This is a genomic window from Kitasatospora sp. NPDC001664, assembly GCF_053596675.1.
The window spans coordinates 107464-132610 of the sequence record NZ_JBSFGS010000021.1 but is presented as its reverse complement, the minus strand read 5'-3'; the positions used below and the strand labels follow the sequence as shown (position 1 = coordinate 132610).

The 25147-nt window shown below is 73.4% G+C and carries 24 protein-coding genes; 3 read left to right on the top strand and 21 right to left on the bottom strand.

What is annotated here, in order from left to right; translation table 11 throughout:
• The first annotated feature begins 98 nt into the window (after positions 1-98).
• Positions 99-905: a hypothetical protein gene (locus tag ACWCYY_RS27515; protein ID WP_345290575.1), complete on the top strand. Its 807-nt coding sequence runs from the start codon at positions 99-101 to the stop codon at positions 903-905.
• A 66-nt stretch (positions 906-971) separates the two neighbouring features.
• Here ACWCYY_RS27515 and ACWCYY_RS27510 read toward each other — a convergent pair whose 3' ends face one another.
• The 15 genes from ACWCYY_RS27510 to ACWCYY_RS27440 all read right to left on the bottom strand — a co-directional run bounded on the left by ACWCYY_RS27510 (position 972) and on the right by ACWCYY_RS27440 (position 17880).
• On the bottom strand, positions 972-2261 hold the full coding sequence (locus tag ACWCYY_RS27510; protein WP_449797558.1) for an MDR family MFS transporter: 1290 nt from the start codon (positions 2259-2261) through the stop codon (positions 972-974).
• A 98-nt stretch (positions 2262-2359) separates the two neighbouring features.
• Positions 2360-4063 carry an ABC transporter substrate-binding protein gene (locus ACWCYY_RS27505; protein ID WP_345290672.1) on the bottom strand — a complete coding sequence of 568 codons (1704 nt, stop codon included), beginning with the start codon at positions 4061-4063 and terminating at the stop codon, positions 2360-2362.
• Between the two features lie 68 nt (positions 4064-4131).
• Positions 4132-4902 (bottom strand): SDR family NAD(P)-dependent oxidoreductase, encoded by a 771-nt coding sequence (locus tag ACWCYY_RS27500; RefSeq protein ID WP_380149512.1) that lies wholly within the window; start codon positions 4900-4902, stop codon positions 4132-4134.
• 117 nt (positions 4903-5019) lie between these two features.
• A complete protein-coding gene (locus tag ACWCYY_RS27495; protein ID WP_449797557.1) occupies positions 5020-5964 on the bottom strand; it encodes a transketolase family protein in 945 nt (314 codons plus the stop codon).
• Positions 5961-6779 carry a transketolase gene (locus ACWCYY_RS27490; RefSeq protein WP_449797556.1) on the bottom strand — a complete coding sequence of 273 codons (819 nt, stop codon included), beginning with the start codon at positions 6777-6779 and terminating at the stop codon, positions 5961-5963. Before ACWCYY_RS27490 ends, ACWCYY_RS27495 begins: the two co-directional genes overlap by 4 nt.
• Entirely contained in the window at positions 6776-8638 is a 1863-nt protein-coding gene (locus ACWCYY_RS27485) for a M20/M25/M40 family metallo-hydrolase (RefSeq protein ID WP_449797555.1), read from the bottom strand. The genes ACWCYY_RS27490 and ACWCYY_RS27485 overlap by 4 nt, the downstream gene beginning before the upstream one ends.
• A complete protein-coding gene (gene argC / locus ACWCYY_RS27480; protein ID WP_449797554.1) occupies positions 8635-9687 on the bottom strand; it encodes an N-acetyl-gamma-glutamyl-phosphate reductase in 1053 nt (350 codons plus the stop codon). The genes ACWCYY_RS27485 and argC overlap by 4 nt, the downstream gene beginning before the upstream one ends.
• The gene (locus tag ACWCYY_RS27475) at positions 9680-10999 is read right to left on the bottom strand and encodes an aminotransferase class I/II-fold pyridoxal phosphate-dependent enzyme (RefSeq protein ID WP_380149517.1); all 1320 of its coding nucleotides are present in this window, start codon (positions 10997-10999) and stop codon (positions 9680-9682) included. The genes argC and ACWCYY_RS27475 overlap by 8 nt, the downstream gene beginning before the upstream one ends.
• Positions 10996-11640 carry a DegT/DnrJ/EryC1/StrS family aminotransferase gene (locus tag ACWCYY_RS27470; RefSeq protein ID WP_345288911.1) on the bottom strand — a complete coding sequence of 215 codons (645 nt, stop codon included), beginning with the start codon at positions 11638-11640 and terminating at the stop codon, positions 10996-10998. The genes ACWCYY_RS27475 and ACWCYY_RS27470 overlap by 4 nt, the downstream gene beginning before the upstream one ends.
• A 73-nt stretch (positions 11641-11713) precedes the next feature.
• Entirely contained in the window at positions 11714-12577 is an 864-nt protein-coding gene (locus tag ACWCYY_RS27465; protein ID WP_449797553.1) for a RimK family alpha-L-glutamate ligase, read from the bottom strand.
• Entirely contained in the window at positions 12574-12762 is a 189-nt protein-coding gene (locus tag ACWCYY_RS27460; RefSeq protein WP_345288908.1) for a lysine biosynthesis protein LysW, read from the bottom strand. The genes ACWCYY_RS27465 and ACWCYY_RS27460 overlap by 4 nt, the downstream gene beginning before the upstream one ends.
• A gap of 78 nt (positions 12763-12840) precedes the next feature.
• Positions 12841-14166 (bottom strand): ATP-grasp domain-containing protein, encoded by a 1326-nt coding sequence (locus ACWCYY_RS27455; protein WP_345288907.1) that lies wholly within the window; start codon positions 14164-14166, stop codon positions 12841-12843.
• Between the two features lie 98 nt (positions 14167-14264).
• Entirely contained in the window at positions 14265-15578 is a 1314-nt protein-coding gene (locus ACWCYY_RS27450) for an MFS transporter (RefSeq protein ID WP_449797552.1), read from the bottom strand.
• A gap of 51 nt (positions 15579-15629) precedes the next feature.
• Entirely contained in the window at positions 15630-16820 is a 1191-nt protein-coding gene (locus tag ACWCYY_RS27445; RefSeq protein ID WP_449797551.1) for a GNAT family N-acetyltransferase, read from the bottom strand.
• A gap of 61 nt (positions 16821-16881) precedes the next feature.
• Positions 16882-17880 carry an aspartyl/asparaginyl beta-hydroxylase domain-containing protein gene (locus ACWCYY_RS27440; RefSeq protein WP_345288903.1) on the bottom strand — a complete coding sequence of 333 codons (999 nt, stop codon included), beginning with the start codon at positions 17878-17880 and terminating at the stop codon, positions 16882-16884.
• Between the two features lie 491 nt (positions 17881-18371).
• Here ACWCYY_RS27440 and ACWCYY_RS27435 point away from each other — a divergent pair, with 491 nt between their 5' ends.
• Positions 18372-19463, top strand: a complete 1092-nt coding sequence (locus ACWCYY_RS27435; RefSeq protein WP_345288902.1) for a helix-turn-helix transcriptional regulator — start codon at positions 18372-18374, stop codon at positions 19461-19463.
• A gap of 106 nt (positions 19464-19569) precedes the next feature.
• On the opposite strand, the gene thiC is transcribed toward ACWCYY_RS27435, so the two are convergent.
• The 4 genes from thiC to ACWCYY_RS27415 form a co-directional block, all read right to left on the bottom strand.
• On the bottom strand, positions 19570-21396 hold the full coding sequence (gene thiC / locus ACWCYY_RS27430) for a phosphomethylpyrimidine synthase ThiC (protein WP_449797550.1): 1827 nt from the start codon (positions 21394-21396) through the stop codon (positions 19570-19572).
• Between the two features lie 329 nt (positions 21397-21725).
• Complete coding sequence (locus ACWCYY_RS27425) at positions 21726-21926, bottom strand: DUF5326 family protein (RefSeq protein WP_345288883.1); 201 nt, start codon at positions 21924-21926, stop codon at positions 21726-21728.
• A gap of 170 nt (positions 21927-22096) precedes the next feature.
• Positions 22097-22759 carry a thiaminase II gene (tenA, locus tag ACWCYY_RS27420; RefSeq protein ID WP_345288881.1) on the bottom strand — a complete coding sequence of 221 codons (663 nt, stop codon included), beginning with the start codon at positions 22757-22759 and terminating at the stop codon, positions 22097-22099.
• Positions 22760-22826: 67 nt separating this feature from the next.
• Positions 22827-23144, bottom strand: a complete 318-nt coding sequence (locus ACWCYY_RS27415) for a cupin domain-containing protein (RefSeq protein WP_449797549.1) — start codon at positions 23142-23144, stop codon at positions 22827-22829.
• Between the two features lie 89 nt (positions 23145-23233).
• Between ACWCYY_RS27415 and ACWCYY_RS27410 the strand changes: the two genes are divergently transcribed.
• Positions 23234-23611 (top strand): phage holin family protein, encoded by a 378-nt coding sequence (locus tag ACWCYY_RS27410; protein WP_345288879.1) that lies wholly within the window; start codon positions 23234-23236, stop codon positions 23609-23611.
• Between the two features lie 72 nt (positions 23612-23683).
• On the opposite strand, the gene ACWCYY_RS27405 is transcribed toward ACWCYY_RS27410, so the two are convergent.
• Together ACWCYY_RS27405 and ACWCYY_RS27400 are read right to left on the bottom strand one after the other, a co-directional pair.
• Entirely contained in the window at positions 23684-24109 is a 426-nt protein-coding gene (locus tag ACWCYY_RS27405; protein ID WP_345288878.1) for an SsgA family sporulation/cell division regulator, read from the bottom strand.
• Positions 24110-24286: 177 nt separating this feature from the next.
• The gene (locus tag ACWCYY_RS27400; RefSeq protein ID WP_345288877.1) at positions 24287-25093 is read right to left on the bottom strand and encodes an IclR family transcriptional regulator; all 807 of its coding nucleotides are present in this window, start codon (positions 25091-25093) and stop codon (positions 24287-24289) included.
• Between the last annotated feature and the right edge of the window lie 54 nt (positions 25094-25147).

Here is a 25147-nt window from a genome sequence, read left to right as displayed (position 1 = left end):
GAAAGCGACTGTGTTCCGGGCGCCTCCGGCCCCTACCATCGAGTCGATCTCGCACACCCGCACCTCTCGCAGCGCGACGACGGAACGGGGGTTCCTCCGTGGACCAGGCCCCGCAGCACACCGCACGCTTACTCCCCGAGGACCGGCCGGACTTCGACCGGGCCCTGGACGAGGCCCTGCGCGACCCCGCGCTGGGCGCCGCCTTCGCCGCCCCCGGGCCGCACCTGAACCCGGCCCAACTCCGCACCAAGGCCGCGCAGTCGGCCGACGCGGTGGCCGCCCCGGCGGCCGACGAGTACCAGCGCTACACCGCCCTGCGGGCGGCCGGGCCGCCCGCACCGCTCGGCCTGACCGACCGGCTGCGCAGCGAGGAGGGCGCCGGGCTCTTCCCGGTGCTCACCGTGCTCACCCCGATCCTGGCCGGCCTCGCCGGGCTGCTGCTGCTGGTGATCGGCTACGCGCTGCGCGGCGCCTCGCCCGGGCTGGCGCTGGCCCGGGCGGTGGTGACGGCCGGCTGGGTCTCCCTGGCGGTGGCCGTCACCGCCCTGGTGGTCGGCATCGTCGGCCTGCTGCTCACCGCCCTGCGGGACGGCGCCGCCCCGGCCCAGGACGCCGAGCTGGCCGGGGCCCGGCAGGCCTGGCTGACCGCCCTGCACCAACGCGCCCTGCTGCCCTGGCTGGTGGCCAACCTCTACACCGATCCGGCGCCGGCGCCGGCCGCCGTCCCGAGACCGGGCCCGCGCCCCGGCTCCCCCGGCTACTCCAGCCCCGGCTTCACCAGCCCCGGCGTCGAGGGCGTCACGACCCCGGACGGCCGCACCCAGCGCCCGGCCGACTTCACCGGCCCGGGCTACACCTCGCCCGACTTCGCCTCCCCCGACTTCACCGGCCCCGACGAGGTCTGACCCCAGGTCACCACCGCGGCGGCCCGCCCTCGCGGAAGGCCCGGACCACGCACGCCGGGCACCGCGTCAGCGGTCGTCCGACCGCGCCGGGCCGGCGGCGACCTGGGACTCCGCCGTACCGGCGGCGGCGGCCTCGGCGGCGGCGACGGCCGTGGTGCGGCGGGCGACCGCCGGGCCGAGGAGGTACTGGGCGAGGGCGGCGCCGAGGCCGATGGCGGCGCAGGCGAGCCAGAGGGTGGCGGAGCCGTGGCCGAGCAGCCAAGCGCCGACCAGGGGGGCGGGGAGGCCGCCGAGGGACCAGGCGAAGCCGTAGACGCCGCTGTAGCGACCGCGCAGGTGGGGCGGGGCCAGGGCGACGGCGGTGGCGGCACTGGCGCCGGTGAAGGCGATCTCGCCGAGGGACCAGATCACGGTGGTGGCGGAGAAGCCGAACGGGGAGGAGGCCAGGGAGTTGAGGCCGAAGCCGACGCCGACCAGGACCATGCCGGCCACCAGCACCTTGTTGAGGTCGGCCCGGCTGAGCCGGCTCGCCGCGAGCGGCTGGACGACGCTGATCACCACGCCGTTGACCGCCATCGCGACACCGAACGCGGCGGGCGACAGGCCCTCCGCCCGCATCGCCAGTGGCAGGGTGGACATGGTCTGCATGTAGACGAAGGCGTAGCCGCTGGTGGTGAGGACGAAGGCGGTCATCACCTTGTCCCGGAGCACCGTGCCCAGGCCCTCCGCCCGCTTCCCGGCGGCCGCCACCGCCGCGGCGGCCCTGGCCGGCGCGGTCTCGCTCACCGCGAACCAGACCATCAGGCCGAACGCGGCGCAGCTGGCCGCGTCGACCCAGAACAGCCACTGGAAGCCGAACTTGACCAGCACGCCACCGATCAGCACGCCGGCGGTGTAGCCGAGGTTCACCGCCCAGAACAGCAGGCTGTAGGCCCTGGTGCGGTCCTGACCAGGGATCAGGTCGGCCACCAGGGCGGTGGAGGCGGGCCGGTAGACGTCGATCGCCACCCCCAGCAGGAACAGCTCCACCGCGAAGGCGCCGATGCTCTCACTGCCGGCCAGCGCGACCATCAGGGCCGCGCTGGCCAGCATTCCGCCGAGCAGCGTGGTACGCCGGCCGAACCGGTCGGCCAGCGCGCCCGCGATCAGCTGGGAGAACACCTGGCCGACCGCGAACAGCGCCAGCAGACCACCGGCCGAGGCCACCGAGAAGCCCCGGCTGGTGGTCAGGTAGAGCGCGAAGAAGGGCTGGACCATGGTGCCGATCCGGTTGACCAGGGTGCCCGCCCAGAGCACCCAGAAGGAACTCGGCAGACCGCCCAGACCCCCCAGGCCGGCGCGCAGTCGGGACGTCACGGAGCTCCTGCGGAGCGGTTCGGTCGACACCCGGTCATCCTCCTCTGTTCACGATCGGATCGGCAACGGCCTTGCAGGACCGACTTGCCGGCGTTCCGTCAGCTCAGTACGTGCACGCGGGTGAGGTTGGGGAAGGAGTACAGCGCGCTGACGAACAGCCCGCCCACCTCCGGCCCGACCAGCGAGAACTGCCGCTTGTAGAAGACCGGGATCAGCGGCGCGTGGTCGGTCATGATCTCCCGGTCGATCTCGGCGTACCCGGCCGCCGCCGCGGCCCGGTCGGTCTCCTTGCCGAGCTCGGCGAGGCGCCGGCTGATGTCCGGCACGTCGAAGTACGAGAGGTTCATGTTGCCGGTCGCGGTGATCCGGTCGCCGCGGAACAGCACGTCCATCACGCCGGCCGGGTCCGGGAAGTCCGGCCCCCAGACGCCCCAGATCAGGTCCACGTCGGTGTCCCGGCGTCCGACCGTGCTGTAGTACGCGGCCCGGTCCACCGGGACCAGTTCGATCCGGAAGCCGGCCCGCTCCAGCGCGGTCTTCACCACCGGGGCCAGCTTGCGCAGCGGGGCGATGTCCTGGAAGGCGTACCGGAGCACCGGCACCTCCTTGCCCTCGATCAGCCGCTTGGCCCGCTCCACGTCGCCGTTGGGCCCGGCCGGGTAGGCGTCGTACGGCTGGTGACCGGGCATCATCGGGGCCAGCACGGTGGTGGCCGGCTCCGCGGCGGCCGAGCCGCCGGCCGCCTCGACGTAGGACTCGCGGTCGAAGGCGTAGATCAGCGCGCGGCGGACGTCGAGGTCGGTGACCCGCTGCGTGTTGATGTAGACGTACTGGGCGTACGGGGTCGGCCCGTCCAGCACCCGGGAGAGCTTCTCCGGGTCGATCTGCACCGAGAGGATGTCGGCGGGTGCCACGTCGGTGGTGGCGATCGAGGTGGCGTCGTCCGCGTCGGGCTCGGCCAGCCGCCGGGTCTGCGCGGTCCGGTCCACCCCGAACTCCCAGCGGATCCGGTCCACGTACTGACGGCGGATCGGGTCGGTGGCCGGGCTCCAGTGCGGGTTGCGCTCCAGCACGAAGTACTCGCCCGGCACGCTCTCCCCACGCCGGTACGGGCCGGTGGAGAGCCACTCGGTCTCGTACTCGGCGCCGGGGGCGCGGTCGGCCGGGACGGGGGTGGTCGTGGTGGTGGCGGCGAAGAACGGGAAGTCCGGGTACGGCTCGGCGAGCCGGAAGACGATGGTGCGGTCGTCCGGGGTGGTGACCCCGGGGGCGGGGCGACCGTCCGGGCCGGGGCCGCGGTAGGTGCGCTCCGGGTCCAGCGCGCGCTGGATGAACTGCGGTCCGTAGTCGCCGAGTTCGGAGAAGGACCGGGCCACGGCGTGCGCCACGTCGGCCGAGCCGATCGGGGTGCCGTCCGAGAAGGCCAGGCCCTCGCGCAGGGTGTAGGTCCAGGTCAGGCCGCCGTCGTCGGTCCGGCCGGCGTTGGTGGCCAGGTCGCCGACCAGGGTGAGCACCCCGCCCTCCGGATCCTCCACGTACCCGGTCAGCGAGCGGTGGAACAGGGCGGTGGCCACCGCGAGGGTGGTGCCGATGTAGGTCTGGGCCGGGTCCATGTGCTCCGGCGGGGCGTCGGCGAGGAGGGTGACGGTACCGCCGGGCCGGGCACCGGGCACCTCGGGCGCCGGGGCGGTCACCACTCCCTGATGGTCGATCACCAGTCGCTGGCCGCCCGGGTGGGCGGTCGGGTCGAGGGTGGTCGGGTCGAGGGTGGTGTCGTCCTGGGGGCCACGCCGATCGGTCATGATGCTGGACTCCTTCGGTCCGGGCCGGCGGGCTGCCGCCGGCGGGTGGTCGGGTGAACGGCGGTGGGTCAGAGCAGGCTGCGGGTGGCGCCGCCGTCCACCGGCAGCACGGTGCCGGTGACGAAGGCGGCCCGGGTGGAGGCCAGGAAGGCGGCAGCCGCGCCGAGCTCCTCGGGCTCGGCCAGCCGGCCCGCCGGGATGTCGGCGGTCAGGCCGGGGATGCCGCCGGGCAGACCCTTCGCCCAGTGCTCCAGCTCCGGGGTCCTGGTCATCCCCGGGGCGAGCACGTTGACCGTGATGCCGTCCGGACTAAGCTCGTGCACCAGCGACTTGGCGTAGCCGAGCAGGCCGGGCCGGACGGTGTTGGAGAGCGCCATGCCGGAGATCGGCTGCTTGGCGGCCAGGGAGGTGATGAACAGCACCCTGCCCCAGCCGGCGCGGCGCATGTGCGGCACGGCGGCCGAGACCAGCGAGACCGCCGAGAGCAGGTTCAGCTCCACCGCGTCCCGGTACGTCTGCACGCTGTGCTCGGTGGCGTGGCCGGGACCGGGGCCGCCCGCGTTGGTCACCACGATGTCGACCCCGCCGTGCAGTTCGGCGGCCCGGGCCACCCAGTCGGCCACCGCCTCCTCGTCCCGGACATCGAGCGGGAAGCCGCTCACCGAGCCACCGGCGGACTCCTTCTCCAGCGCCGCCACCGCCCGGGCCAGCCGCTCGGGGTCGCGCCCGGCCACCGAGACGGTGGCCCCTTCCCGGGCGAAGGCGGTGGCCACCGCCAGGCCCAGTCCGCTGGTGCCCGCGGCGACCAGCGCCACCTTGCCGGCGAGTCCGAGATCCATCCGTGTCGCTCCTCATGTGTGCTGCGGGTGTGCTGCGGGTGTGTTGTGGTCGGGTGGGATCTCCTGCCCTGCGGGCAGGTCGGCCGGTACGTCGGCCAGGCGGGCCCAGGGGCCCGCTCAGTCGTGGGCGGCGGCCTCGGCGGCGGCCAGCACGGCCGGGAGGTCGAGGCCGAGTTCGGCCAGCACGTGGTCGTGGTCACCGCCGTGCGAGGGCCAGCCCTGGCCCGCGTTGACCCCGTGGACGGTGGCCTGCCGGAGCAGCAGGGCCAGCGCCGAGGCCACCCCGCCGGCCGCCCGGTGCTCCTCGACCACCACGAACCGCCGGTACCGGCCGGCCAGTTGGGCAGCGGCCTCGGCGAGGTGACCGTGGTCCAGGTAGCAGAGGTGGGCGTGCGCCAGCTCCGGCCGCTCCCGGCGGGCGGCCAGGCTGAGCTCGGTGCCGACCTCGCCGACCGAGACCAGGCAGACCTCGGCCGCCTCCGGTGCGGCGTCCCAGCGCAGCGCGCCCAGCTCCTCGCCGTCCCGGTGCAGGCCGACCGGATTGGCGCCGCGCCCGGTGCGGATCCAGTGCGGACGCCCGGAGGCGGCGGCGGACCGGATCACCGCCCGCATCTCGGCCTCCCCGTACGGCGCGGCGATCACCACGCCGGGGACGGCGCCGAGCACCGCGAGGTCCTCCAGGCAGTGGTGGGTGGTACCGAACCAGGCGCCCGAGACGCCCGCGTACGGAGCCACCACGCTGATGCCGGCGCCCAGGTAGCCGAGCGCCAGCTTGAGGCTCTCGGCGGCCCGCAGCGCGGCGAACGGCGCGAAGGTGGAGACGAACGGGCGGAATCCGGCCAGCGCCAGCCCGGCCGCCATGTCGATCATCGCGCCCTCGGCGATCCCGACGTTGAAGAACCGGTCGGGGTGCTCCTCGGCGAAGGGGTGCTTGCGCCCGCCGAGATCGGCCTCCAGGCAGAGGATCCTCGGGTCGGTCCTGGCCAGTACGGCGAGCTCGGCCCGGTAGGCGTCCCGGCCGGACAACACCACCGGATCGTCCAGGAGTTGCGTGGCAGTCATCGGACGAACCGCTTCCACTTGGCCGCCCGGGCGGCGTCGACGCTGACGTAGTGCGAGGCCGCCTTGCCCTCCAGGGCCGGGACGCCCTTGGCCTTGACGGTGGTGGCGACCACCGCGAGCGGCGGGCCGTCGGGGTCGCGGTCGGGGGCGAGCAGCGCGTGCAGCGCGCCCAGGTCGTGGCCGTCCACCTCGGCGGTCTCGAAGCCGAAGGCGGCGAACCGCGCGGCGAGGTTCGGCAGCGGCGAGATGTCCGCCACCAGCCCGTCGTTCTGTCCGCCGTTGCGGTCCACCAGCACCACCAGCCTGCCCAGTCGCCGGGCCGCCGCGACCTGGCAGCTCTCCCAGACCAGGCCCTCCTGGAGCTCGCCGTCCCCGAGCACCGCGAAGGTCAGCCCGGCCCGGCCGGAGAGCCGGAGGCCGAGCGCCCAGCCGGCCGCGTACGGCAGCCCGTGGCCCAGGCTGCCGGTGGGGAACAGCACGCCGGGGACGGCGTGGTTGGGGTGCCCGGTGTAGTGGTGGGCCGGGTCGGCGTAGAGCGGGGCCGGGTTCTCCGCGAGGATGCCGCTGACGTGCAGGGCGGCGTAGAAGCCGGCCGCCGCGTGCCCCTTGCTGAGCACCACGTGCCCGCCCTCGTCCTGCCCGGCCCGGTGCAGCGCGGCGATCAGCAGGTCGGTGACCGAGAGGCTGCCGCCGAGGTGGCAGCCCCGGGGGGTGGCGGCCATGTCGATGACCAGCTTCCTGGCCTCCCGGGCCCGGTCGGCCAGGACGTCCACCATCCGCTCGGCGTCGGCGAGTTCGGCCTGCAGCACGCTCATGACGCCCCCTCCGTCCGGGCGGGGGCCGCCGCGAACCACTCGGCCACCGCGCCGGCCAGCACCGCCCGCGCGGTCCGGTACTCCTCGGCCGTCACGTGCTCGCGGTCGGTGTGGTCCAGCGCCGCGTCGCCGCCGCCGTAGGCGACCATCGGCACGCCGTGCCAGCCGGTGGCCAAGGTGTTCATGTCCGACGTCCCCTTCTTCACCAGGTACCTGGGCCGGATGCCGGCCTTGGCGAAGGCCCGGGCGAAGGCCCGGGCCGGCGTGCTGGTCCGGCCGCCGCTGTGGCCGGGGGTGGCCCGCAGCTCGGTCACCTCGACGCCGTCGCCGGCCTGGTCCGCCGCCGCCTTCCGCACCGCCGCCAGGTCGGCGCCCGGCGGTACCCGGAAGTTCAGGACGGCGGTGGCCCGTTGGACCTCCCGCTCGGTGCCGGAGCCGAGCGAGATCAGCGCGTCCAGGGCCTCAGGGGCCTCCTTGAGCACCGCGGCCCGGATCCGCTCCAGCGCGCCGAGCAGCGCGTCCGGTGCGGACAGCGCGTCGTAGCCGGCCGAGTGGCCGCTGAGCACCGTCGTGGTGATCCGCAGCTTGAACAGACCGAAGTACCCGAGGGTGAGCGCCCCCGAGCCGCTCGGCTCGCCGACGACCACGGCCTCGGCCGGGTAGTGGTCGCGGACGTGGAAGGCGCCGCGCGAGGAGGAGATCTCCTCCTCCACCGCACCGACCACCAACAGCTGGGCACCGTCCGGCACTTCGGCCTCTGCCGCGACCTCCAGGAAGGCGGCCAGCGCGGCCTTGGCGTCCACGCTGCCCCGGCCGTGCAGGGTCTCGCCCTCCCAGCGGACCGGCCAGTGGTGCGGCACGGTGTCCAGGTGGCCGAGCAGCAGCAGCCGGCGCGGGCCCGCTCCCTTGGCCGCGACCAGGTTCCCGGCCTCGTCGATCCGGGCGGTCAGACCGTGCTCGGCGGCCCACTCGGCCAGGTACTCGGCGAGCTCCCGCTCGTCCTCGGAGACGGACGGGACCTGCACCGCGCGGCCCAGCAGTTCGAGATCGGGCGCGGGGGCCGGGGCCCGCCAGAACCTGGTCCGCCCGGCCGGACGGGCCAGCGCGTGCGGACCGGTGATCGCCACGTCCGCGACGCCGCCGGCCAGCGCCAGCTCGGCCGCCCGGACCTTCTGCTTCATCCGGCCGCCCGCGTACCGCCCGGCCTCGCCCGGATGGGCGTCGCGCAGGGTGGCCGACGGGTCGGCCGGGTCGGTGAGCAGTCCCGCGGTGCCGGTGACCAGCCGCAGGTGGTCGGCGCCGGTGGCGTTGGCCAGCTCGGCGGCCAGCACGTCGGCGTCCACGTTGATCGCGGCGCCGCCGTCCAGGTCGAGCACCGGCGGGCTGACGCAGACCACGTCGTGGGTGTCCAGCAGCGCGCTCAGCCGCGCCGTGTCCACCGCCGCCACCGTCCCGGCCCGGTGGTCCCTGACGACCCGTGACCTGCCGTCCACCGACACCTTCAGCGGCCGGTTCGCCCTCCCCGAGACCAGCCCGGTGCGCGACGCGACGCCGGTGAAGACGTTCAGCCCGTGCGCCGTCAGCCCGTCCGCCACCAGCGGCAGGGTCAGCTCCTCGTAGGCCGCCACCACGTGCGGCACCTCGTCCGGCGGCAGGTAGCGGACCTTGTCGCCGTTGGCCAGCTCCAGCCAGCGGATGGCCCGGCCGGTCGCCTCGTAGTGCCGCTCGATCCCGGCCGCGCCGCCGGAGACCAGCAGCACCCGGGCGCCCCGGCGGGACAGCTCCGCCACCTCGGCGAAGACCTCCGCACGGTCGAGCGTGCTGCTGCCGAGCTTCACCACGTACAGCGGCCGGGTCACGGGGCCACCGCCGTGAACGGCAGACCGGTCACCTCGGGCAGCCCGTGCAGCCGGTTGAAGGCCTGCACGGCCTGACCGGCCGCGCCCTTGAGGAGGTTGTCCAGGGCGGCCACCGTGACCACCCGGGTGCCGCGCACCGCGACGGCCACCTCGGCCACGTTGGAGCCGACCACCGACTTGAGCATCGGGAAGTCCTGCGGCGACTTGGGCGCGGGCCGGAACCGGACGAACGGCGTGCCGCCGTACGCGGCGGCGTAGGCCCGGCGGACCTCCAACGAGCCCGCCCCGTCCCGCAGTCGGCTGTAGGCGGTGGCCACGATGCCGCGCGCGGTGTCCAGGCTGTAGGTGGAGAACTGGAGGTCGGGGACGGCACCGGCGTGGTCGGCCAGCGCCTGCGCCACCTCGGGGCCGTGCCGGTGCCCGAAGGGCTTGTGCACCCGGAAGTTGCCGCTGCGCTCGGCCGGGTGCTCGGAGATCCTGCGGCCGGAGCCGGTGGATCCGGTCTTCACGTCCACCACCACGTCGTCCTCGATCAGCCCAGCCGCCAGCAGCGGCTGGAGGGCGTAGAGGGTGGTGGCGGCCATGCAGCCGGGCAGGTTGACGAAGCGTCCGGTCGGCAGCTCGCCGAACTCCGGGACGTAGTAGGCGAACGGCTCGGTCCACTGGGCCGAGGCCGGGTAGTGCGCGGCGGCCTGCTTCGGGTCGCGCAGCCGGAAGTCCCCGGCAAGGTTCAGCACGCGCTGGGCCCGCTCGGCCACCAGGCCCATCCGGCCGGGGAGTTCGCCGCCGGGCAGACAGCCGAAGGCGACGTCCACCTCGGGCAGCTCGTCCAACGGACGGTACGTCAGCTTGGCGGCGGCGGGGTGGTTGCGCAGCCAGGGCAGCACCGAGCCGACGGCCTTGCCGGCCGAGCGCTCGGAGGAGACGAAGACCAGCTCGGCCGCGGGGTGGTCGAGCAGCAGCCGGATCAGCTCGGAGCCGGTGTACCCGGTGGCGCCGAGCACCGCGACGGTGAACCGCCGCTCCTGGGGGGCGAGTCGCTCAGCCAAGGCGGGCCGCCTTCTGCTGCGGGCGGAGGTGCTCCTGCTCGGTGGCGATCTTGCGGATGGCGTCCGGGCGGCGGGCCACCTTGCGGAAGGCGTCCGCGTAGCGCAGCGCGCGCTCGTACTCGACCGGGGAGCGCAGCTCGCGGCAGAGCACCAGCGTGCTCTCCAGCATCGCCACCACGTTCGGGAAGTCCTCCGGGCGGTGGTCCCGGACGGCGCCGGGGTTGAGGGTGAACGGGTAGCCGTTGCCGAAGCCGCCCCGGTGCCGGAACGGCAGGTGGCAGGGGATCGGGGTGTTCTGCCACTCCCGGGCGGGCACGCCCTCGGCCACCAGGAGGCGGTGCACCGCTTCCTTCACCGCGTGCACCGGCAGGTCGTCCAGGCCGACGCCCTCGGGGGTGAGGGTGATCCGGTACATGTTGTAGGCGTGGGTGCTGCCCTCGGGCACGTGCGGGGCGCGGAACAGACCGGTCCCGGCCAGCGCCTCGCCGAGCAGCGCGGCGTTCCGGGCCCGGACGGCGTCGTAGAACGGCAGCCGGCGCAGCTGGCTGCTGCCGAAGGCGGCGGCGATCCAGGACATCCGGTAGTCGATGCCGTGCCGCTCCAGGTAGTCCACGGCCCGCTGGTGGGCCTCGTCGGTGGCGAAGAAGGCGATGCCGCCCTCGCCGCCGAGCGGGAAGTTCTTGTCGGCCATCAGGCTCTGGCCGGCCGCGTCGCCGATCGATCCGGCCACCCGGCCGTCCTGGGTGGCGGAGTGGGCGTGCGAGGCGTCCTCCACCAGGGCCAGTCCGTGCCGGTCGGCCACCGCGCGCAGGGCCGGCAGGTCGGCCGGCAGGCCGTGCACGTGGACCGGCATCAGGGCCCGGGTCCGCTCCGTGACCAGGGCCTCGGCGGCGGCCGGGTCCAGGCAGTAGGTGACCGGGTCGATGTCGGCGAAGACCGGGACCGCCCCGGCCGCCACCACCGCCTGGGCGGTGGCGATGAAGGTGAAGGCCGGCACGATCACCTCGTCGCCGGGCCGCACCCCGGCACCGACCAGGGCCAGGTGCAGGCTGGAGGTGCCGCTGGCGGTCGGCAGCGCGCGGTGCGCGCCGACGTAGGCCCGGTACGCCTCGGTGAAGTCGTCGACGGCCTTCTGCGGCTCGGCGCGCTGGGCGAGCAGCATCCCGAAGACGTCCTCCTTGGTGATGACCGGGAAGATCGTCCGGCGCAACTCCTTGGCGATGATCGGGTCTCCGCCGAACTCGGCCAGCTGGGCGTCCAGTTCGGCCGGGTCGGGGAGCGGGAGCGGGGCGGCTGGGAAGTCGGTGATCACGTCGTTGCTCCTGACGTGGCCGGGACGGCGGTCGCGGCCTGAAGGAGGGCCAGCCGGGCGCAGGCGGCCACCAGCGGGCTGAGGCGGTAGTTGAACTGGACTCCGGGAACGAGCTCGGTGCTCTCCTCCTCCTGGGTCCACATGGTGCGCAGGTCGAAGGCGCCGAAGATCTTGAGCCGCTCGGCCCGGGCCCAGATCCGCGGGTCGTCGGTCAGCACGGCCGCGGCCGGGCCGAAGCCGAGACCGGTGAGGTCGACCACCAGGGCGGGGGCCCCGGCGGCCGCGCCGGTGCGGGCCAACTCGCCCAGCCGGTGGGCGTTGTGGCCGTCCAGCGAGATCTGTACGAAGGACGGGGTCTCCCCGGCCTCCCGCACCGTGACGCCCAGCCAGGAGACGAAGGCGGCGGTCGGCCCGTCCAGGCCGGGCAGCACGGCGGTGTCGCCGTAGCCGATCTCCTGGCCGGTCAGCGCGGCGTGCACGGCTGCGGTCCTGGTGTTCACCAGGACCGCCTTCCGGCGGCCGGTGATCTTCGTCAACTGCCGTTCCAGTCCCGGCAGTTCCCGGTCACTCTTCTCGATGCTCATCACGGTCCCCGAGGTCAGTACCCGGGTCAGGACGACCGCCGTGTCGAACAGTTCCATCGAACCCTCTTCGTCGGTGTGGCAGGGCAGTTGGCCGGACCGGCCGGCCCCGCCTGGCGGTGGGGCCGGCCGGTCAGCCGGGCAGCGAAGCGGCGAGGTGGTCGGCCAGCCGGCCGGCCACGTCCACGCCGTGCAGGGCCGAGGACTTGGCGAACTCCGGGTTGGCGTTGACCTCCAGCACGGCGGTCTCACCGGTCTCCCGGTCCTCGATCAGGTCGACCCCGTAGAACCCCTCGCCGAGCTGGTCCACCACGGCCAGGCAGAGCTTGGCCATCTCCTCGGTCAGCTCGGCCCGTTCGACCTGGGCGCCGAGGTGGGTGTTGGTCCGCCAGTCCTCGGAGACCCGGCGGAAGGCGACCACCGGCTCCCGGCCGACCACCACCACCCGCAGGTCGTGGCCCGGCTTCTCGACGTACTGCTGGACCAGCACCGGGAAGAGCTTCCCGGTCGCGTCCACCGACTCGCGGGCCCCGGTCCAGACGTCCAGGCACTCCTCGTCCACCAGCCGGACCACGCCCCGGCCCCAGGAGCCGCTCACCGGCTTGACCACCGAGGGCCAGCCCAGCTCCTCGACCGCCTCCCGGACCTGGTCGTGGGTGAAGGCGTGCAGCGAGCGCGGGTGCGCGATGCCGTGCCGGGCCAGCATCAGGGCCTGCAGGCCCTTGTCGTTGCAGACCTCGATGGCGGCGGCCGAGTTGAAGGTGGGCACACCGGCCTGCTCCAGCCGGCGCGCGGTGCCGATCGCCTCCCGGTGCGAGAGATTGCGCAGCACCACCAGCCGGGGCGCCGCCTCCCGCCCGGACAGCACGCCCGCCAAGTCCGGCGGGAGCGCGGTGCGCACGGTCACGCCGCGGGACCGCAGGGCGTCCAGCAGCAGCCGCTCCTCCGGCCGCAGCATGGTGAGCGAGAGCAGGATGTCGGCCGCCTCCCGGCTCACTCGCCCCAGTCCTCTTCGACCTCGGGGGCCAGCTCGACCTTCACGGTGGCGTCGGTCTTCTCGACCACTTCGTGCTCCTGGCCGCAGGCCCCGCACTCCAGGATCTCGCCGACCTCCCAGCCGGGCTGGACCTCGATCGGGCTGTCACAGACCAGGCAGGCGGGGGCGGTTGTGGTGGCTGACATGGTTCCTCTCCTCTGTGTTCGTCGGGTAGTGGTGGTTCGGGCGGACCGGGTGTCGACCGGTCCGGTTCCGACCGGGGGTCAGCCGGCCGGTGCCGGGTCGACGACGACCCGGACCTGCTCGGCGAAGGTCTTGGTGGCCTGGGCGATCGGCTCGCCCAGCGGGGCGTCCAGGATCAGCGAGGCGGAGCGGTGGCCGGAGTCCACCTGCGGGCCGAGCAGGTCACCGGGTCGGCGGCCGGTCAGCACCGCGTGCAGCGCGGCCGGGGCGTCGGCGGCGAGCGGGGCGAAGGACGGCCAGCGGTCGTCCCGGGCGGTCCAGTACACCTCGGCGCCCTCGGCGGTGACGTCCGCCAGCACGCCGTGCCCGTGCTCCAGGAAGTGCTGCCGGGCCCGCCGCCGGGGCTGCGGGTACGAGGCCGGGAGACCGAGCGCCAGGTCGAGCATCACCGGCTCGACGCCCTGGCCGGTGGCCAGCTCCCAGAGGAAGGTGATGCCGTCGCCGGGCAGCCGGGCGGCCACCTCCATCAGCACCACGCCGCGCTCGGTGTACCGGTACTCGGCGTGCGTGATGCCGTCCCGCAGGCCGACCAGCCGGAGCACCTCGCGGTTGGCCGCGACCAGCGCCTCCCGGGCCTCCTCGTCCAGCTCGGCCGGCGAGGTGTGCTCGACCTCGGTGAAGTAGCGGCCGCCGGCCTCGTTGCTCTCCTTCCCGGTGACGCCGGACCAGATCACCTCGCCGCCCTGCACCAGCGCCTCGACGGAGTACTCGGGCCCGCTCACCCGGGCCTCCACCAGCGCCGTCTCGTGCCCGGCCAGTGCGCCCAGCGCCTCGGTCAGCTCCGCCTGGGTGTGCACCATCCGCACCCCCGAGCTGTAGAACCGGCCGGCCGGCTTGACCACGACCGGGAACTCGCCGGCCGGCAGGGTGAAGGTGGCCCGGTCCTCGGCCGGGACGGTCCGCCAGGCCGGGGCGTAAGCCGGGGCGGCGATCCGCTGGAGCAGCTTGTCCCGGCAGATCAGTGCGGCGGCCGAGCCCGTGCCGGGCAGGCCGAGCGCGTCGGCCAGCACCCCGACCGGCTCGACGAAGACCTCGCCGACCGAGATCACCCCGCGCACCCGGTAGCGGTGCAGCAGCGGCGCCACCGCCGGGGCCACGGTGGACGGCTTGGCGTCGGCCACCCGCACCACCTCGGCCAGCCCGGCCAGCGGACTGGCCGGATCGGCCCGCAGCGCGGCCAGCCGGTCCTGGTCGGTGTCCGGGCTGACCACCGCGATCGGTGCCAGGCCACGCCGGACGGCGTCGGTGATCAGGCGGCCCTGACGGGCCAGCACCACCAGGTCGCCCATCAGCAGCAGGGCGTCGGGACGGTTCTCGGGCGGTTCGGTCCGGTGGTCGGAAGGCATGATGATTCGTCACTCCGTGGGTCAGAGGGGGGCCGGGGCGGGTGGGGTCCGCCGCCGGCCTCGGTACGGGTGCGGGTCTCGTCGGGCGGCGGGTCCCGTCAGGCGGCGGCCGGGACGGCGTCCCGGGCGGCGGCCGGGTCCTCGTGCCGCCCGCCCTCGCCGTCCGAGCCGGAGCGGAGCAGGGTGACCGCGAAGACCAGCCAGCCGAGCAGCAGGGCCACCGCCGCCACCCACAGGGCGGGCCGCAGGCCCAGCCCGCTGCCGGCCGCGCCGCCGAGGGCGGCGCCGATGCCGATGGTGCCGAAGGCCACGAAGCGGTTGGTGGCCGAGGCCGGGGCCAGCAACTCCTCGGTGGTGGTGCGCTGACGGGCCGTCAGACTGAAGATGTTGAAGACGGTCAGGCCGAAGCCGTAGACCACGAAGGAGGCGGTGCAGAGCGCGGCGGTCAGCCAGACCGGGCCGGAGACCAGCGGGAAGACCAGCGGTCCGGCCGAGGCCAGGCCGATCCCGGCGATCAGGGTGCGGGCCGCGCCGAGCCTGCGGCCGATCCGGGAGGCGGCCATCGAGCCGAGCACCGAGCCCGCCCCGCCGATCATCATCGTGATCCCGAGCAGGCCGGGGGAGAAGCCCAACTCCTTGACGGCGTAGACCAGGTAGAGGGTGAGCACGGCCTGCTCGAAGAGGTTGAACCAGGCCGCCTGGAGGGTGAGCCGGCGCAGCAGCGGCACCCGCCAGGAGAACGCCAGGCCCTCCCGGACGAGCCGGACGATCCCGGCCCGGGGGGCCGCCGCCCCCGCCGCGGCGGCCGGGGCCGCCCGGTGCCGGATCAGCGTGAAGGAGACCACCGCCAGCAGGTAGGCCGCCACCCCGAGGGAGAGCGAGAGCGAGCCGCCGAGCGCGCCCAGCAGGATGCCGCCCAGCCCGGGCGCGGCCACGGTGGCCAGTGCGTAGGTGGTCTCCAGCCTGCTGTTGGCCACCACCAGCCGCTCGCCGTCCACCAGCGCCGGGGCGTAGGCGAGGGCGCAGACGTCGGCGAAGCAGGTGATCGCGCCGATCGCGAAGACCACCGCGTAGAGCAGCCGGATGTCGAGGCCGCCGAGCGCGGTGACCAGGGGGACGAGGGCCAGCAGCACCGCGTTGGCGGTGTGCGCGGCGATCAGCACCGGGCGGTGCGGACGGCCGCTCAGCCAGGCCCCGGCGAACAGGGTGAACACCAGCAGCGGCAGGAACTGCGCCGCGTTCAGGAGGCCGACCTCGGCCGGGCCGGCGTCCAGGGCGACCACGGCCACCAGCGGGATCAGCAGGGTGATGCCCTTGCCCGCCAGATTGGCCAGCGCCTGGCCGAGCCAGAATCGGCCGAAGTCCGGCGAGATGACCAACGCCTGGGTCCGGCGCGGGAGTTCGGAGGGCATGACGATCCCATCGGGCGAGTTCGGAAACGGAGGTGGAAGGGTGACCGCAGGTCAGCAGAACGGGGCGAAGCTCTCGCCCACCAGCGCCTTGGCAACCGCCCCGGAGGCTCCGGTGAGCTTGGCCAGCTCGGCCGCGTTGTGCGCCCGGAACGTCGCGTCGTGCGCGGCCAGCGGGCTGTCCCCGGCCAGGTCGAGCAGCCAGAGCGGCCGCAGCTCGGCACCGCGCAGGGCCTTGGCGTCGGCCGCCTCGATCCCGGCGTGCACCCAGCGGCAGCCGGCCGCCGCCGCGGCCCGGATCGGCGCGTAGTAGACGGTGTTGAAGTACTCGCAGGCGTCCTGCAGCCGTCCGTAGTCGAAGCCGGCCGCCCGCAGGTAGGTGGTGTCGCCCCAGACGTAGTAGAGGCAGAAGCCGACCGGCGGTTCGCCCTCCCGGCCGCAGAACGCCACCCGGGCGGCGTCACCCATCGCGGCCGCCTGCCGGCGGAACGACTCGGTGAGCACCTCCGGATCGGCGCCGTGCCCGTACCGGGCCTGGGTGCCGACCAGCAGTTCGGCCGCCACCCGGGCGGACTCGCCCAGGGTGGAGTCGGTGATCCGGTAGCCCGCCTCCTCGAAGCGCTTGACGTCCCGTCGGACCATGTCGGTGCGGCGCTTGGACGGCAGGCCGTGCAGCCACTCCGTCCAACTGCCCTCGGGGATCGGGATCCAGGCGTCCGCCGCCAGCAGCAGCGGCGGCCCGGCGGCCCCCGCGGCCCGCAGCGCCAGCACGTCCTCGGTGGTCAGGAAGAGGCCGAAGGCCGGCACCGGCCGGTCCCCGGCGGAGGAGGGCAGCAGCTCCGATCCGGCCAGGTCCGACCGGAGCTTCTGGATCTGCTCGTACAGCGCCGCGGCGGCCCGGTCCCGCCCGAGGCCGGAGGAGGCCAACAGGTGGGTCTGGTAGCCGCGGCGCTGGCCGAGCAGCAGGCCGGCCGCCCCGCCGCCGGAGAGTCCGAGCGGCTCCAGGTGGGACTCCCACTGGTAGAAGGAGTTGGGCTCGTGCTCGACGGCGGTGACCGGCACCGCCGCGGTGCCCTCCTCCCCCACGGCCACGTGCAGCCCGCCGGTGGTGGTGGTCCCGCCGATGTCGGTCGCGCAGAACCGGAGCCAGTCCGCGGAGGAGTAGAGCCGGTCGGCGGCCAGGGTGTTCCAGTCGTCGGCGGGGATTCCGCCCCGGAAGTCGGCGAAGGCCGAGGTGAGTGTCATACCGGTGGGGTCCTGTCTCTGAGGGCGGCCGGCCCGTGGCCCAGCCGTGCGTGACGGCGGGTCAGCCGCGACGGGCAGCCAGCTCCGTCTGCTGCACCTCGGCGCCCTTGCGGGTGCGCAGCACCACCCGCGGGGTGTCGCCGTCCGGGACGACCTGCACGGTGCGCTCCTCGGTCCAGCCCGCGAAGCGGAACTCCAGGCCGTCCAGGTGCACCAGCCGGAACTCCGGCTTGCCCGCCAGGGTCAGCACCAGGTGCTCGCCGTCCCGCTCGACGGCGGCCGCCAGCTGCTCCTGCGGACGCAGGAACTCGCCTTCCTCCTCCTCCCAGTTGGCGAACGAGGCGGGCAGGTCGAAGCTGACCAGCACGGCCTCGGACTCGGCCTCGGTGAGCGGCTTGCGGCCCCGGTCGAAGACGATGTCGGCCGGGTCGACCGCCTCTCGCACCGCGTCCGGGAAGAGCGCGAACAGCTCCTTGCTCGGCAGGGTGTCGATCACCAGGTGGACCCGGGTCTCGGTGCCGGAGTTCTCCACCTTGTGGGTGCGGCTGAAGTCGCCGAACCAGAAGGTGCCCGGCTGCCACTGCTGGAGTTCGCCCGCGATGTACATCCGGGCCTCGGAGTGGGTGAGGATCGGGACGTGCACCCGGGCGGTGCCCCAGGCGACGCCGTACTTGTTGTCGTAGTGCTCGGCCGAGGCCGCGCCGGGGCCGAGCGCCATCAGGCGGGCGCTGCGGATCTCCGCCGGGATGGTCTCCAACACCTCGGCCAGGTACGGGGCCTGGGCCAGCCACTCGGTCGGGGCGAAGTCCACCAGCCCGGGGCCACCCGGGTCGGTGCGGTCCGGGTCGCCGCCGGGGCTGCGCAGCGGCAGCACCCGCCAGTCGATCGGCGCCTCACCGATCACGCCGTCGGCGCCGTAGGTGCGCTGCAGGCTCCAGGCCCGCCGGCGCAGCTCCGCGACGTCGGCGGCCAGTCGGTCGACGTCGAAGTCGAGCCCCAGCCGGGCTGCGGGCGGCAGGCCTGCCACCACATGCGGCTGGTGCTCCGTCACGTCGGTCATCTCGTGCTCTCTCCTCTTGCCGGACTCGGTGTGCGGACGGTTCGGGCAGCCGGGCTGACGACCGGTCAGCCCCAGCCCGGGTCCCCGGGAAGGAGGGAGACGGTGCCCGCCGCGACGACGGCCAGGGCCGCGAGCCGCAGGAGGAAGTGACGGAATGGGCGCATGTTCTGCCTCGCTTTCGCCGGGTTGGGGAACGCTTGGAACATCAGCTTGGGCGAACCCCGGGCCGATCCGGGAGTACTTCGGGGTCGCATGAACCTGAACTGCAGCAAGGTGAGGGGAGACCTCGGACACCATGCCCCGGACTACCTCAAGTCGGTGATTTCTCTGCGATTCGTCCACGGAGTATGAAGGCCGTGTTAAGGCTTCCCCTGGAGGTGACACAACTCCGGCCATCTCACGGATAGTTGCAGTAATCCGCAGCTCGCCCACCAGCATGCGAACTGCCTCGACCAGCAACCGAGTCGCCCCCACCACACGAGGTTGACATCGTGATCTTGCCGAACGCCGGACCCGCCCCGCTCCTGCCATCGCTCAGCTCCACCAGCGTGGCCATCTACCGGCTGGCCCTGGAGACCGGCACCCTCACCCTCTCCTCGGCCGCCGAGGTCGCCGGGGTCACCGAGTCCGAGGCCGGCACCCTGGTGGACGGACTGGTGGCCATGCACCTGCTCCAGCCCCAGGCCGACGGCTGGGCCGCGGTGCACCCCTCCACCGCCCTCACCAACCTGATCGCCCCGGTCGAAATGTCCATCCTGCTACAGAAGTTGGACATCACCCGGGTCCGCGAGGAGCTCACCGCGCTGCTCCCGGTGTACGAGGAGCACAGCACCGCACCCGAGCCGTCGACCACCTCGATCGAGGTGCTGGAGGACCTGGGCGCGGTGCGCACCGCGCTGGACGCGGCGAGCGCCCGGTGCCGGCAGGAGATCCTGACCGCCCAGCCCGGCGGCGGGCGCCAGCGCGAGATGCTGGTCGAGGCCACCCCTCGCGCGCTCGCGATGCTCCAGCGCGGCCTGCGGATGCGGACGATCTACCAGCACACCGCCGCCTTCTCCGGGCCGACCAGGGACTACGTCCACGAGGTCACCCGCAAGGGCGCGGAGGTCCGGATCTTCGGGGAGGACTTCACCCGAATGATCATCTTCGACCGGGAGACGGCCTTCGTCGGCGACCGGGAGCACCCCGAACGGGCACTGCTGATCCGCGAACCCACCCTGGTCGGGCTGCTCGCCGACGACTTCGAACGGGTCTGGCGCTGGAGCAATCCCTTCCTCACCCCGCACCGCCCGCACCGGCCGGCCGACTCCGGCCTGAGCAGCGCCAAGCGCACCGTGCTCCGGCTGATGGCCGACGGCCTCAAGGACGAGGTGATCGCCCGCTCGCTCGGCATGTCGGTGCGCACCTGCCGCAAGCACATCGCCGAGATCATGCAGGAGCTCGACGCCACCAGCCGCTTCCAGGCCGGCTACCGCGCGCTCCAGCGCGGCCTGATCGAGGACGGCCCGCTGAACGTCTCCCCCGACGGCTACCTGCTCGCCGACCCGTGCCGCCCGGTGCACTACGAGAGCATCCCCGCCTGACCGGCCCCCGGCGGCCCGGCCGGGGGCCGGTGGCCCCACCGGCCGGAGCGCCGCCCCGGGGAGTCCCCTCCTCCCCCCGGAGCAGCGCGGTTCGGGTGACGACGGGTCAGTCGGCCAGCGGGAGGTAGACCCGGTTGCCGGCGGCGGCGAACTCCTCGGACTTGGCCTGCATGCCGGCCAGCGCCTCGGCGTCGAAGTCGGTGGCCACGGCACTGGAGCCGTCGCCGTGCTCGTCGCGGATCTTCTGCGAGATCTTCATCGAGCAGAACTTCGGGCCGCACATGGAGCAGAAGTGCGCGGTCTTGGCCGGCTCGGCGGGCAGCGTCTCGTCGTGGAAGGCGCGGGCCGTCTCCGGGTCGAGGGCCAGGTTGAACTGGTCCTCCCAGCGGAACTCGAAGCGGGCGTCGGAGAGCGCGTCGTCCCAGGCGGAGGCGCCGGGGTGGCCCTTGGCCAGGTCGGCGGCGTGGGCGGCGATCTTGTAGGTGATCACGCCGGTCTTGACGTCGTCCCGGTTGGGCAGGCCCAGGTGCTCCTTGGGCGTGACGTAGCAGAGCATCGCGGTGCCCCACCAGGCGATCATGGCCGCGCCGATGCCCGAGGTGATGTGGTCGTAGCCGGGGGCCACGTCCGTGGTGAGCGGGCCGAGGGTGTAGAACGGCGCCTCGTCGCAGATCTCCTTCTGGAGATCCATGTTCTCCTTGATCTTGTTCATCGCGACGTGGCCGGGGCCCTCGATCATCACCTGGACGTCCCGCTCGCGGGCGATCCGGCCCAGCTCGCCGAGGGTCTGCAGCTCGGCGAACTGCGCCTCGTCGTTGGCGTCCGCGGTGGAGCCCGGCCGCAGGCCGTCACCCAGCGAGAAGGTGACGTCGTAGCGGGCCAGGATGTCGCAGAGCTCCTCGAAGTTGGTGTAGAGGAAGTTCTCCTGGTGGTGCGCCAGGCACCAGGCCGCCATGATCGAGCCGCCGCGCGAGACGATGCCGGTCTTCCGACGGGCCGTCAGGGGGACGTAGCGGAGCAGCACGCCGGCGTGCACCGTCATGTAGTCCACGCCCTGCTCGCACTGCTCGATGATCGTGTCCCGGTAGACCTCCCAGTTCAGCTCCTCGGCCTTGCCGTCCACCTTCTCCAGCGCCTGGTACAGCGGCACGGTGCCGATCGGCACCGGCGAGTTGCGCAGGATCCACTCGCGGGTGGTGTGGATGTTCCGCCCGGTGGAGAGGTCCATGACGGTGTCGGCGCCCCAGCGGGTGGCCCAGGTCATCTTCTCCACCTCCTCCTCGATCGAGGAGGTGACGGCGGAGTTGCCGATGTTGGCGTTGATCTTCACCAGGAAGTTGGTGCCGATGATCGACGGCTCCACCTCGGGGTGGTTCACGTTCAGCGGGATGACCGCGCGGCCGCGGGCCACCTCGGAGCGGACGTACTCCGGGTCCATGCCCTCCCGCAGCGCCACGAACTCCATCTCCGGGGTGACGATCCCCCGCTTCGCGTAGGCGAGTTGGGTCACCGCGACGCCCTCGCGCCCGCGCAGCGGGCGGCGCGGGCGGCCGGGGAAGACCGCGTCCAGGTTGCGCAGGTTCCCGCCGCGCGGCGAGGTGTGCTTGATGCCGTCGTCCTCCGGGCGGGCCTCGCGGCCCTCGTACTCCTCGACGTCGCCGCGCTGGCGGATCCAGGCGTCGCGCAGCGCGGGCAGGCCCCGGCGCACGTCGGGCTGGTAGGAGGGGTCGGTGTACGGACCCGAGGTGTCGTACAGCGGAACGGACTTGCCGTTGGTGAGGACGACCTCCTTGAACGGCACCCGCAGGTCGGGGCGGGATCCGTCGCGGTAGGCCTTGCGCCATGCCGGGGTCGGGTAGCCGGTGGTGGCGCTGGTGACCGCGCTCTCCACCTGGGCCGGGGCAGACTTCTGCTGTGCGTCGAACGTGGTCATGAGACCTCTATCTCCCTACGCCGGCATTACCCGGTCAGGTTCCTGCGGTCGACGCAGCGGTCGGTACGCGGCTCGCACGTACCTTTCAGCGCCCTCTCAGCCCGGTGCTCCGAGCTCCCGTGTCCACAGGCGGTTTGCCTGCAACAAGACGTCCATCACCGTAGCGGTCAGGTCCCGGATGGTCCAGAGCGGACCTGACGGTCTGTTCGGCATGCGGACAGGTCAGGGGCGTCACGGCGTCTCCCCGGACGCCTTCCGTCACTTCCGCCCCGCACGGCGAACGGCCCGGCCCCCGTGAGGGGCCGGGCCGTTCCGGGTTCGCGCCGCCGTCAGCTCTTGGCGGCCTTCTTCACCAGGATCACCACGCCGGCCGCGACGCCGACCACCACCAGTGCCTTGAACAGGAAGGCGAGCAGCGAGGTCACCGCACCGACGACGAACAAGATCAGGTTCCAGGCGAGGATCACCGCGACGATCGGGACGACGATGTTGCGCACCCACGAGGGCAGCGACTTCCAGAGCTCAGCCATGTCCGTTCCTTCTCTCCCCTCGGGCCGGTGACGGCTGGTCCGTCGCGTCCCGTTGCTTCGATACTTAGAACGTACCGGGCCGGAGCACGGCTTCCGAGGGGTTCGAGCCCGGAGAGAACCCGGAGATGCCCCCTAGGTCCGGGAGGGACGACCCCCTACCCGGGGAGGGCTCAGACCGGCCAGGTCTCCCGACGCCAGGCGGCGTCCCAGAACATCCACTCGTAGCGCGAGGTGGTCACGAAGTGCTCCACCACCCGGGCCCGCTCGGCCGGGGCGAGCTGCTCGCCCAGACGGTCCGTCAGCTCCAGCACCCGGCGGACCACGGACTGGAAGGCCTCGTCCCCGTAGGTGGCGATCCACTTGGCGTAGAGCGGGTCGGGGGAGGAGGAGGCGAGCAGCTGCTCGCCGACCCGGGCGTAGATCCAGTAGCAGGGGAGCACCGCGCCGACCGCCTCGGCGAAGGAGCCGCCGTAGACGGTGGCCAGCAGGTAGCTGGTGTAGGCCCGGGTGGTGGGCAGGACCGGCTCGGCGGCGGCCTCCTCGGCGCGCTCGCCGAAGGCGGAGAGGAAGTCGGCGTGCATCTCCTGCTCGGCGGCGATGGCGCCGACCGCGTCGGCGGCGAAGGCCCGCACGCCCTCCTCGTCGGGGGCCTTGGCGGCGCAGACGGCCAGCGCCCGGGCGTAGTCCCGCAGGTAGTGCGAGTCCTGGACCACGAAGTGGCGGAAGGCGTCCCGCGGCAGGGTGCCGTCGGTCAGTCCGGAGATGAAGGGGTGCGCCAGGATCTCGGCGTGGATCGGCTCGATCGCCGACCAGAGGTCCTCGGTGAAGGTCATCGCTGCTGCTCCTGCCGTACGGGGTCGGGCCTCGGCCGACCCTACCCGGAGCGTTCCGGACGGCCCGTCAGTCCTCCGGCGGGGAGAACACCACCAGCACCCGGAGCTCCTCGGTGACGTGGTGGAAGCGGTGCGGCGTCCCGGCCGGGACGTAGACCACGCTGCCCCGGCCGACGGTGGTGGTCTCGCCGCCGACGGTGAGCTCGGCCCGGCCGCTGATCACCTGGTAGAGCTCGTCCTGGGCGTGCGCGGTCTGGGTGTCGGTCTCGCCGGGGGAGAGCGCGTAGAGCCCGGCGGACATGTGACGCTCCTTCAGGAAGCGCAGGTAGGCGCCGCCGCCCTCGGTGCGCTCGGTGTCGAGCCGGTCCAGCCGGAAGACCTTCACGGGGCCACCCTCCTGTTGTGATGGCCACATTGAACAACATGCGGCCGGAGAGCTTCCGCCCGGCCCGGCGGCCTGCCAGGCTCGGGACCATGAAGAACTTCGTCATCAAGACGCTGATCAACGCGGCCGCCATCTGGGTGGCCGCCTGGATCGTGTCCGGCATCACGCTGTCCGGGGACGACTGGCAGAGCAAGACCGTGACGGTGATCCTGGTCGCCCTGGTCTTCGGGGTGGTGAACTTCCTGATCAAGCCGCTGGTCAAGCTGTTCTCGCTGCCGCTGTTCATCCTCACCCTGGGGCTGATCACCTTCGTGATCAACGCCCTGATGCTCTGGCTGACCTCCTGGGCCTCGGACAAGCTGAGCCTGGACTTCCACGTGGACGGGTTCTGGGCCGCGCTGCTCGGCTCGCTGATCATCAGCCTGGTCTCCTGGGGCCTCAACCTGGCCTTCGGCGACGACGACTGACGCGCCGCCGGACGCACGAGGGCCCACCGTCGGCGAGGCGGTGGGCCCTTCGTGCTGTCGGGAGCAGCGGCGTCAGCCGAGGTTCTCGCAGCCCTTGGCCAGGATCGCGGCCAGCTCCTCGTCCAGCTCGCTGCCGGTCGGCTCCTGGCCCATCGGCACCAGCCGGTCGGTCCGGGCCAGGAAGGCGATCAGCGGCGGGGCCGAGGCGACCAGACGGGCGTCGCCGTCCGGGGAGTGCAGCACGATGCAGACCTCGGAGAGCTCCTCGCCCACGGGGTGGATGTGCACGTCCCCCTCGCCGGTCGGGCGGCTGATGCCGTCCAGCAGCAGCTCGCGGGCGAAGTACCAGGTGACCGGGGCGTCACCGGGGAGGTGGAAGGTGAACCGGACCGCGAAGGGGTCCACGGGGTCGTAGTCGAGGTCGACCACGATGCGGAAGGAGAGCTCGTGCGAGACCACGAGGTTCATCACCACGTGGCCCTGGACCGTGCTGTGCATGCGCCAGTACCTCTCGTTCTGCCCGGTGTCCGGTGGCTGAGGGGGACCGCCGGTTGGCCGGGCATGCGATTCGATGTCGTGGTCCTCAAGGTCCCCATCCGGGTCCATCGTGGTGCTTTGGGGACGAATTGGACAAGACGCGCTTTTTCAAATGGTGAGCGGACACACCCGAGGGGGTCAGTGGACGAACGAGGGGGACATCGCCCCGACCAGCGAACGGAGCCGCTCGGCCTTCGCGGCCAACTCCCCGGCGCGGGCCGCCGGGAGGGAGATCGCCATGGTGGCGACGGCCGAGCCGACGGTGATCGGGACGGCGGCGCAGACCGTGCCGAGCGCGTACTGCTGACGCTCCAGCACCGGCCTGCTGGGCTCGGCCGCGGCCAGGCGGCGGAGCAGCAGGGTGCGGTCGGTGAGGGTGGACGGGGTGAGCCCGACCGGCGGGTGGCGGCTGAAGTGGTCCTGGCGGTCCTCCTCGCCGAGCTGGGAGAGCAGGCACTGGCCGACCGCGTGGGCGTTGGCGCTGACCTTGAAGTCGGCCACCTCCTCGACCGCGGGCCGGGCCGGGGCGTCGACCACGTCGACCACCCTGACCTCGCCGTCCTCGTAGACGGCGTAGTAGACGGCGGTGTCCAGCTCCTGGCCGATCTGTTCCATCCGGCCGCGCAGGTCGGCCCGGTCGGCCCGCCGGACGCCGTCCCGGCCGATGCCGTCCGCCGAGGCGCCGTAGAAGAACCGGCCGGCCACCCGGCACAGGTAGCCCTCGTGGGTCAGGGTGCGGAGCAGGTGGTACGTGGTGCCCAGCGGCAGCCCGGCGGCGCGGGCCAGCTGCTTGGCGGTGGCGCCCTCGCGGTACTCGCCGACGGCCTCCAGCAGCCGCAGCGCCCGCTGGACGGAGGCGATCAGGGTCGGCTCCCGGGTGCCCCCGGTCGCTGACCCGGCGCCCCGTATGCTCCGTGCGGCGTCCGTGATCTGATCCACTGTCATGCCCTGCCCCCTGCCCGGTTTCAGTGCAGTTGTGCCCGAATGGCGCTCATTGCA

Coding starts and splice junctions, on each gene's coding strand:
- ACWCYY_RS27440 (WP_345288903.1), bottom strand. CDS start 17,880: ATGACCGACGTGACGGAGCACCAGCCGCATGTGGTGGCAGGCCTGCCG.
- ACWCYY_RS27450 (WP_449797552.1), bottom strand. CDS start 15,578: ATGCCCTCCGAACTCCCGCGCCGGACCCAGGCGTTGGTCATCTCGCCG.
- ACWCYY_RS27455 (WP_345288907.1), bottom strand. CDS start 14,166: ATGCCTTCCGACCACCGGACCGAACCGCCCGAGAACCGTCCCGACGCC.
- ACWCYY_RS27445 (WP_449797551.1), bottom strand. CDS start 16,820: ATGACACTCACCTCGGCCTTCGCCGACTTCCGGGGCGGAATCCCCGCC.
- ACWCYY_RS27500 (WP_380149512.1), bottom strand. CDS start 4,902: ATGGATCTCGGACTCGCCGGCAAGGTGGCGCTGGTCGCCGCGGGCACC.
- ACWCYY_RS27425 (WP_345288883.1), bottom strand. CDS start 21,926: ATGGCTGAGCTCTGGAAGTCGCTGCCCTCGTGGGTGCGCAACATCGTC.
- ACWCYY_RS27495 (WP_449797557.1), bottom strand. CDS start 5,964: ATGACTGCCACGCAACTCCTGGACGATCCGGTGGTGTTGTCCGGCCGG.
- ACWCYY_RS27405 (WP_345288878.1), bottom strand. CDS start 24,109: ATGCACAGCACGGTCCAGGGCCACGTGGTGATGAACCTCGTGGTCTCG.
- tenA (WP_345288881.1), bottom strand. CDS start 22,759: ATGACCTTCACCGAGGACCTCTGGTCGGCGATCGAGCCGATCCACGCC.
- ACWCYY_RS27410 (WP_345288879.1), top strand. CDS start 23,234: ATGAAGAACTTCGTCATCAAGACGCTGATCAACGCGGCCGCCATCTGG.
- ACWCYY_RS27460 (WP_345288908.1), bottom strand. CDS start 12,762: ATGTCAGCCACCACAACCGCCCCCGCCTGCCTGGTCTGTGACAGCCCG.
- thiC (WP_449797550.1), bottom strand. CDS start 21,396: ATGACCACGTTCGACGCACAGCAGAAGTCTGCCCCGGCCCAGGTGGAG.
- ACWCYY_RS27470 (WP_345288911.1), bottom strand. CDS start 11,640: ATGGAACTGTTCGACACGGCGGTCGTCCTGACCCGGGTACTGACCTCG.
- ACWCYY_RS27505 (WP_345290672.1), bottom strand. CDS start 4,063: ATGACCGATCGGCGTGGCCCCCAGGACGACACCACCCTCGACCCGACC.
- ACWCYY_RS27400 (WP_345288877.1), bottom strand. CDS start 25,093: ATGACAGTGGATCAGATCACGGACGCCGCACGGAGCATACGGGGCGCC.
- ACWCYY_RS27490 (WP_449797556.1), bottom strand. CDS start 6,779: ATGAGCGTGCTGCAGGCCGAACTCGCCGACGCCGAGCGGATGGTGGAC.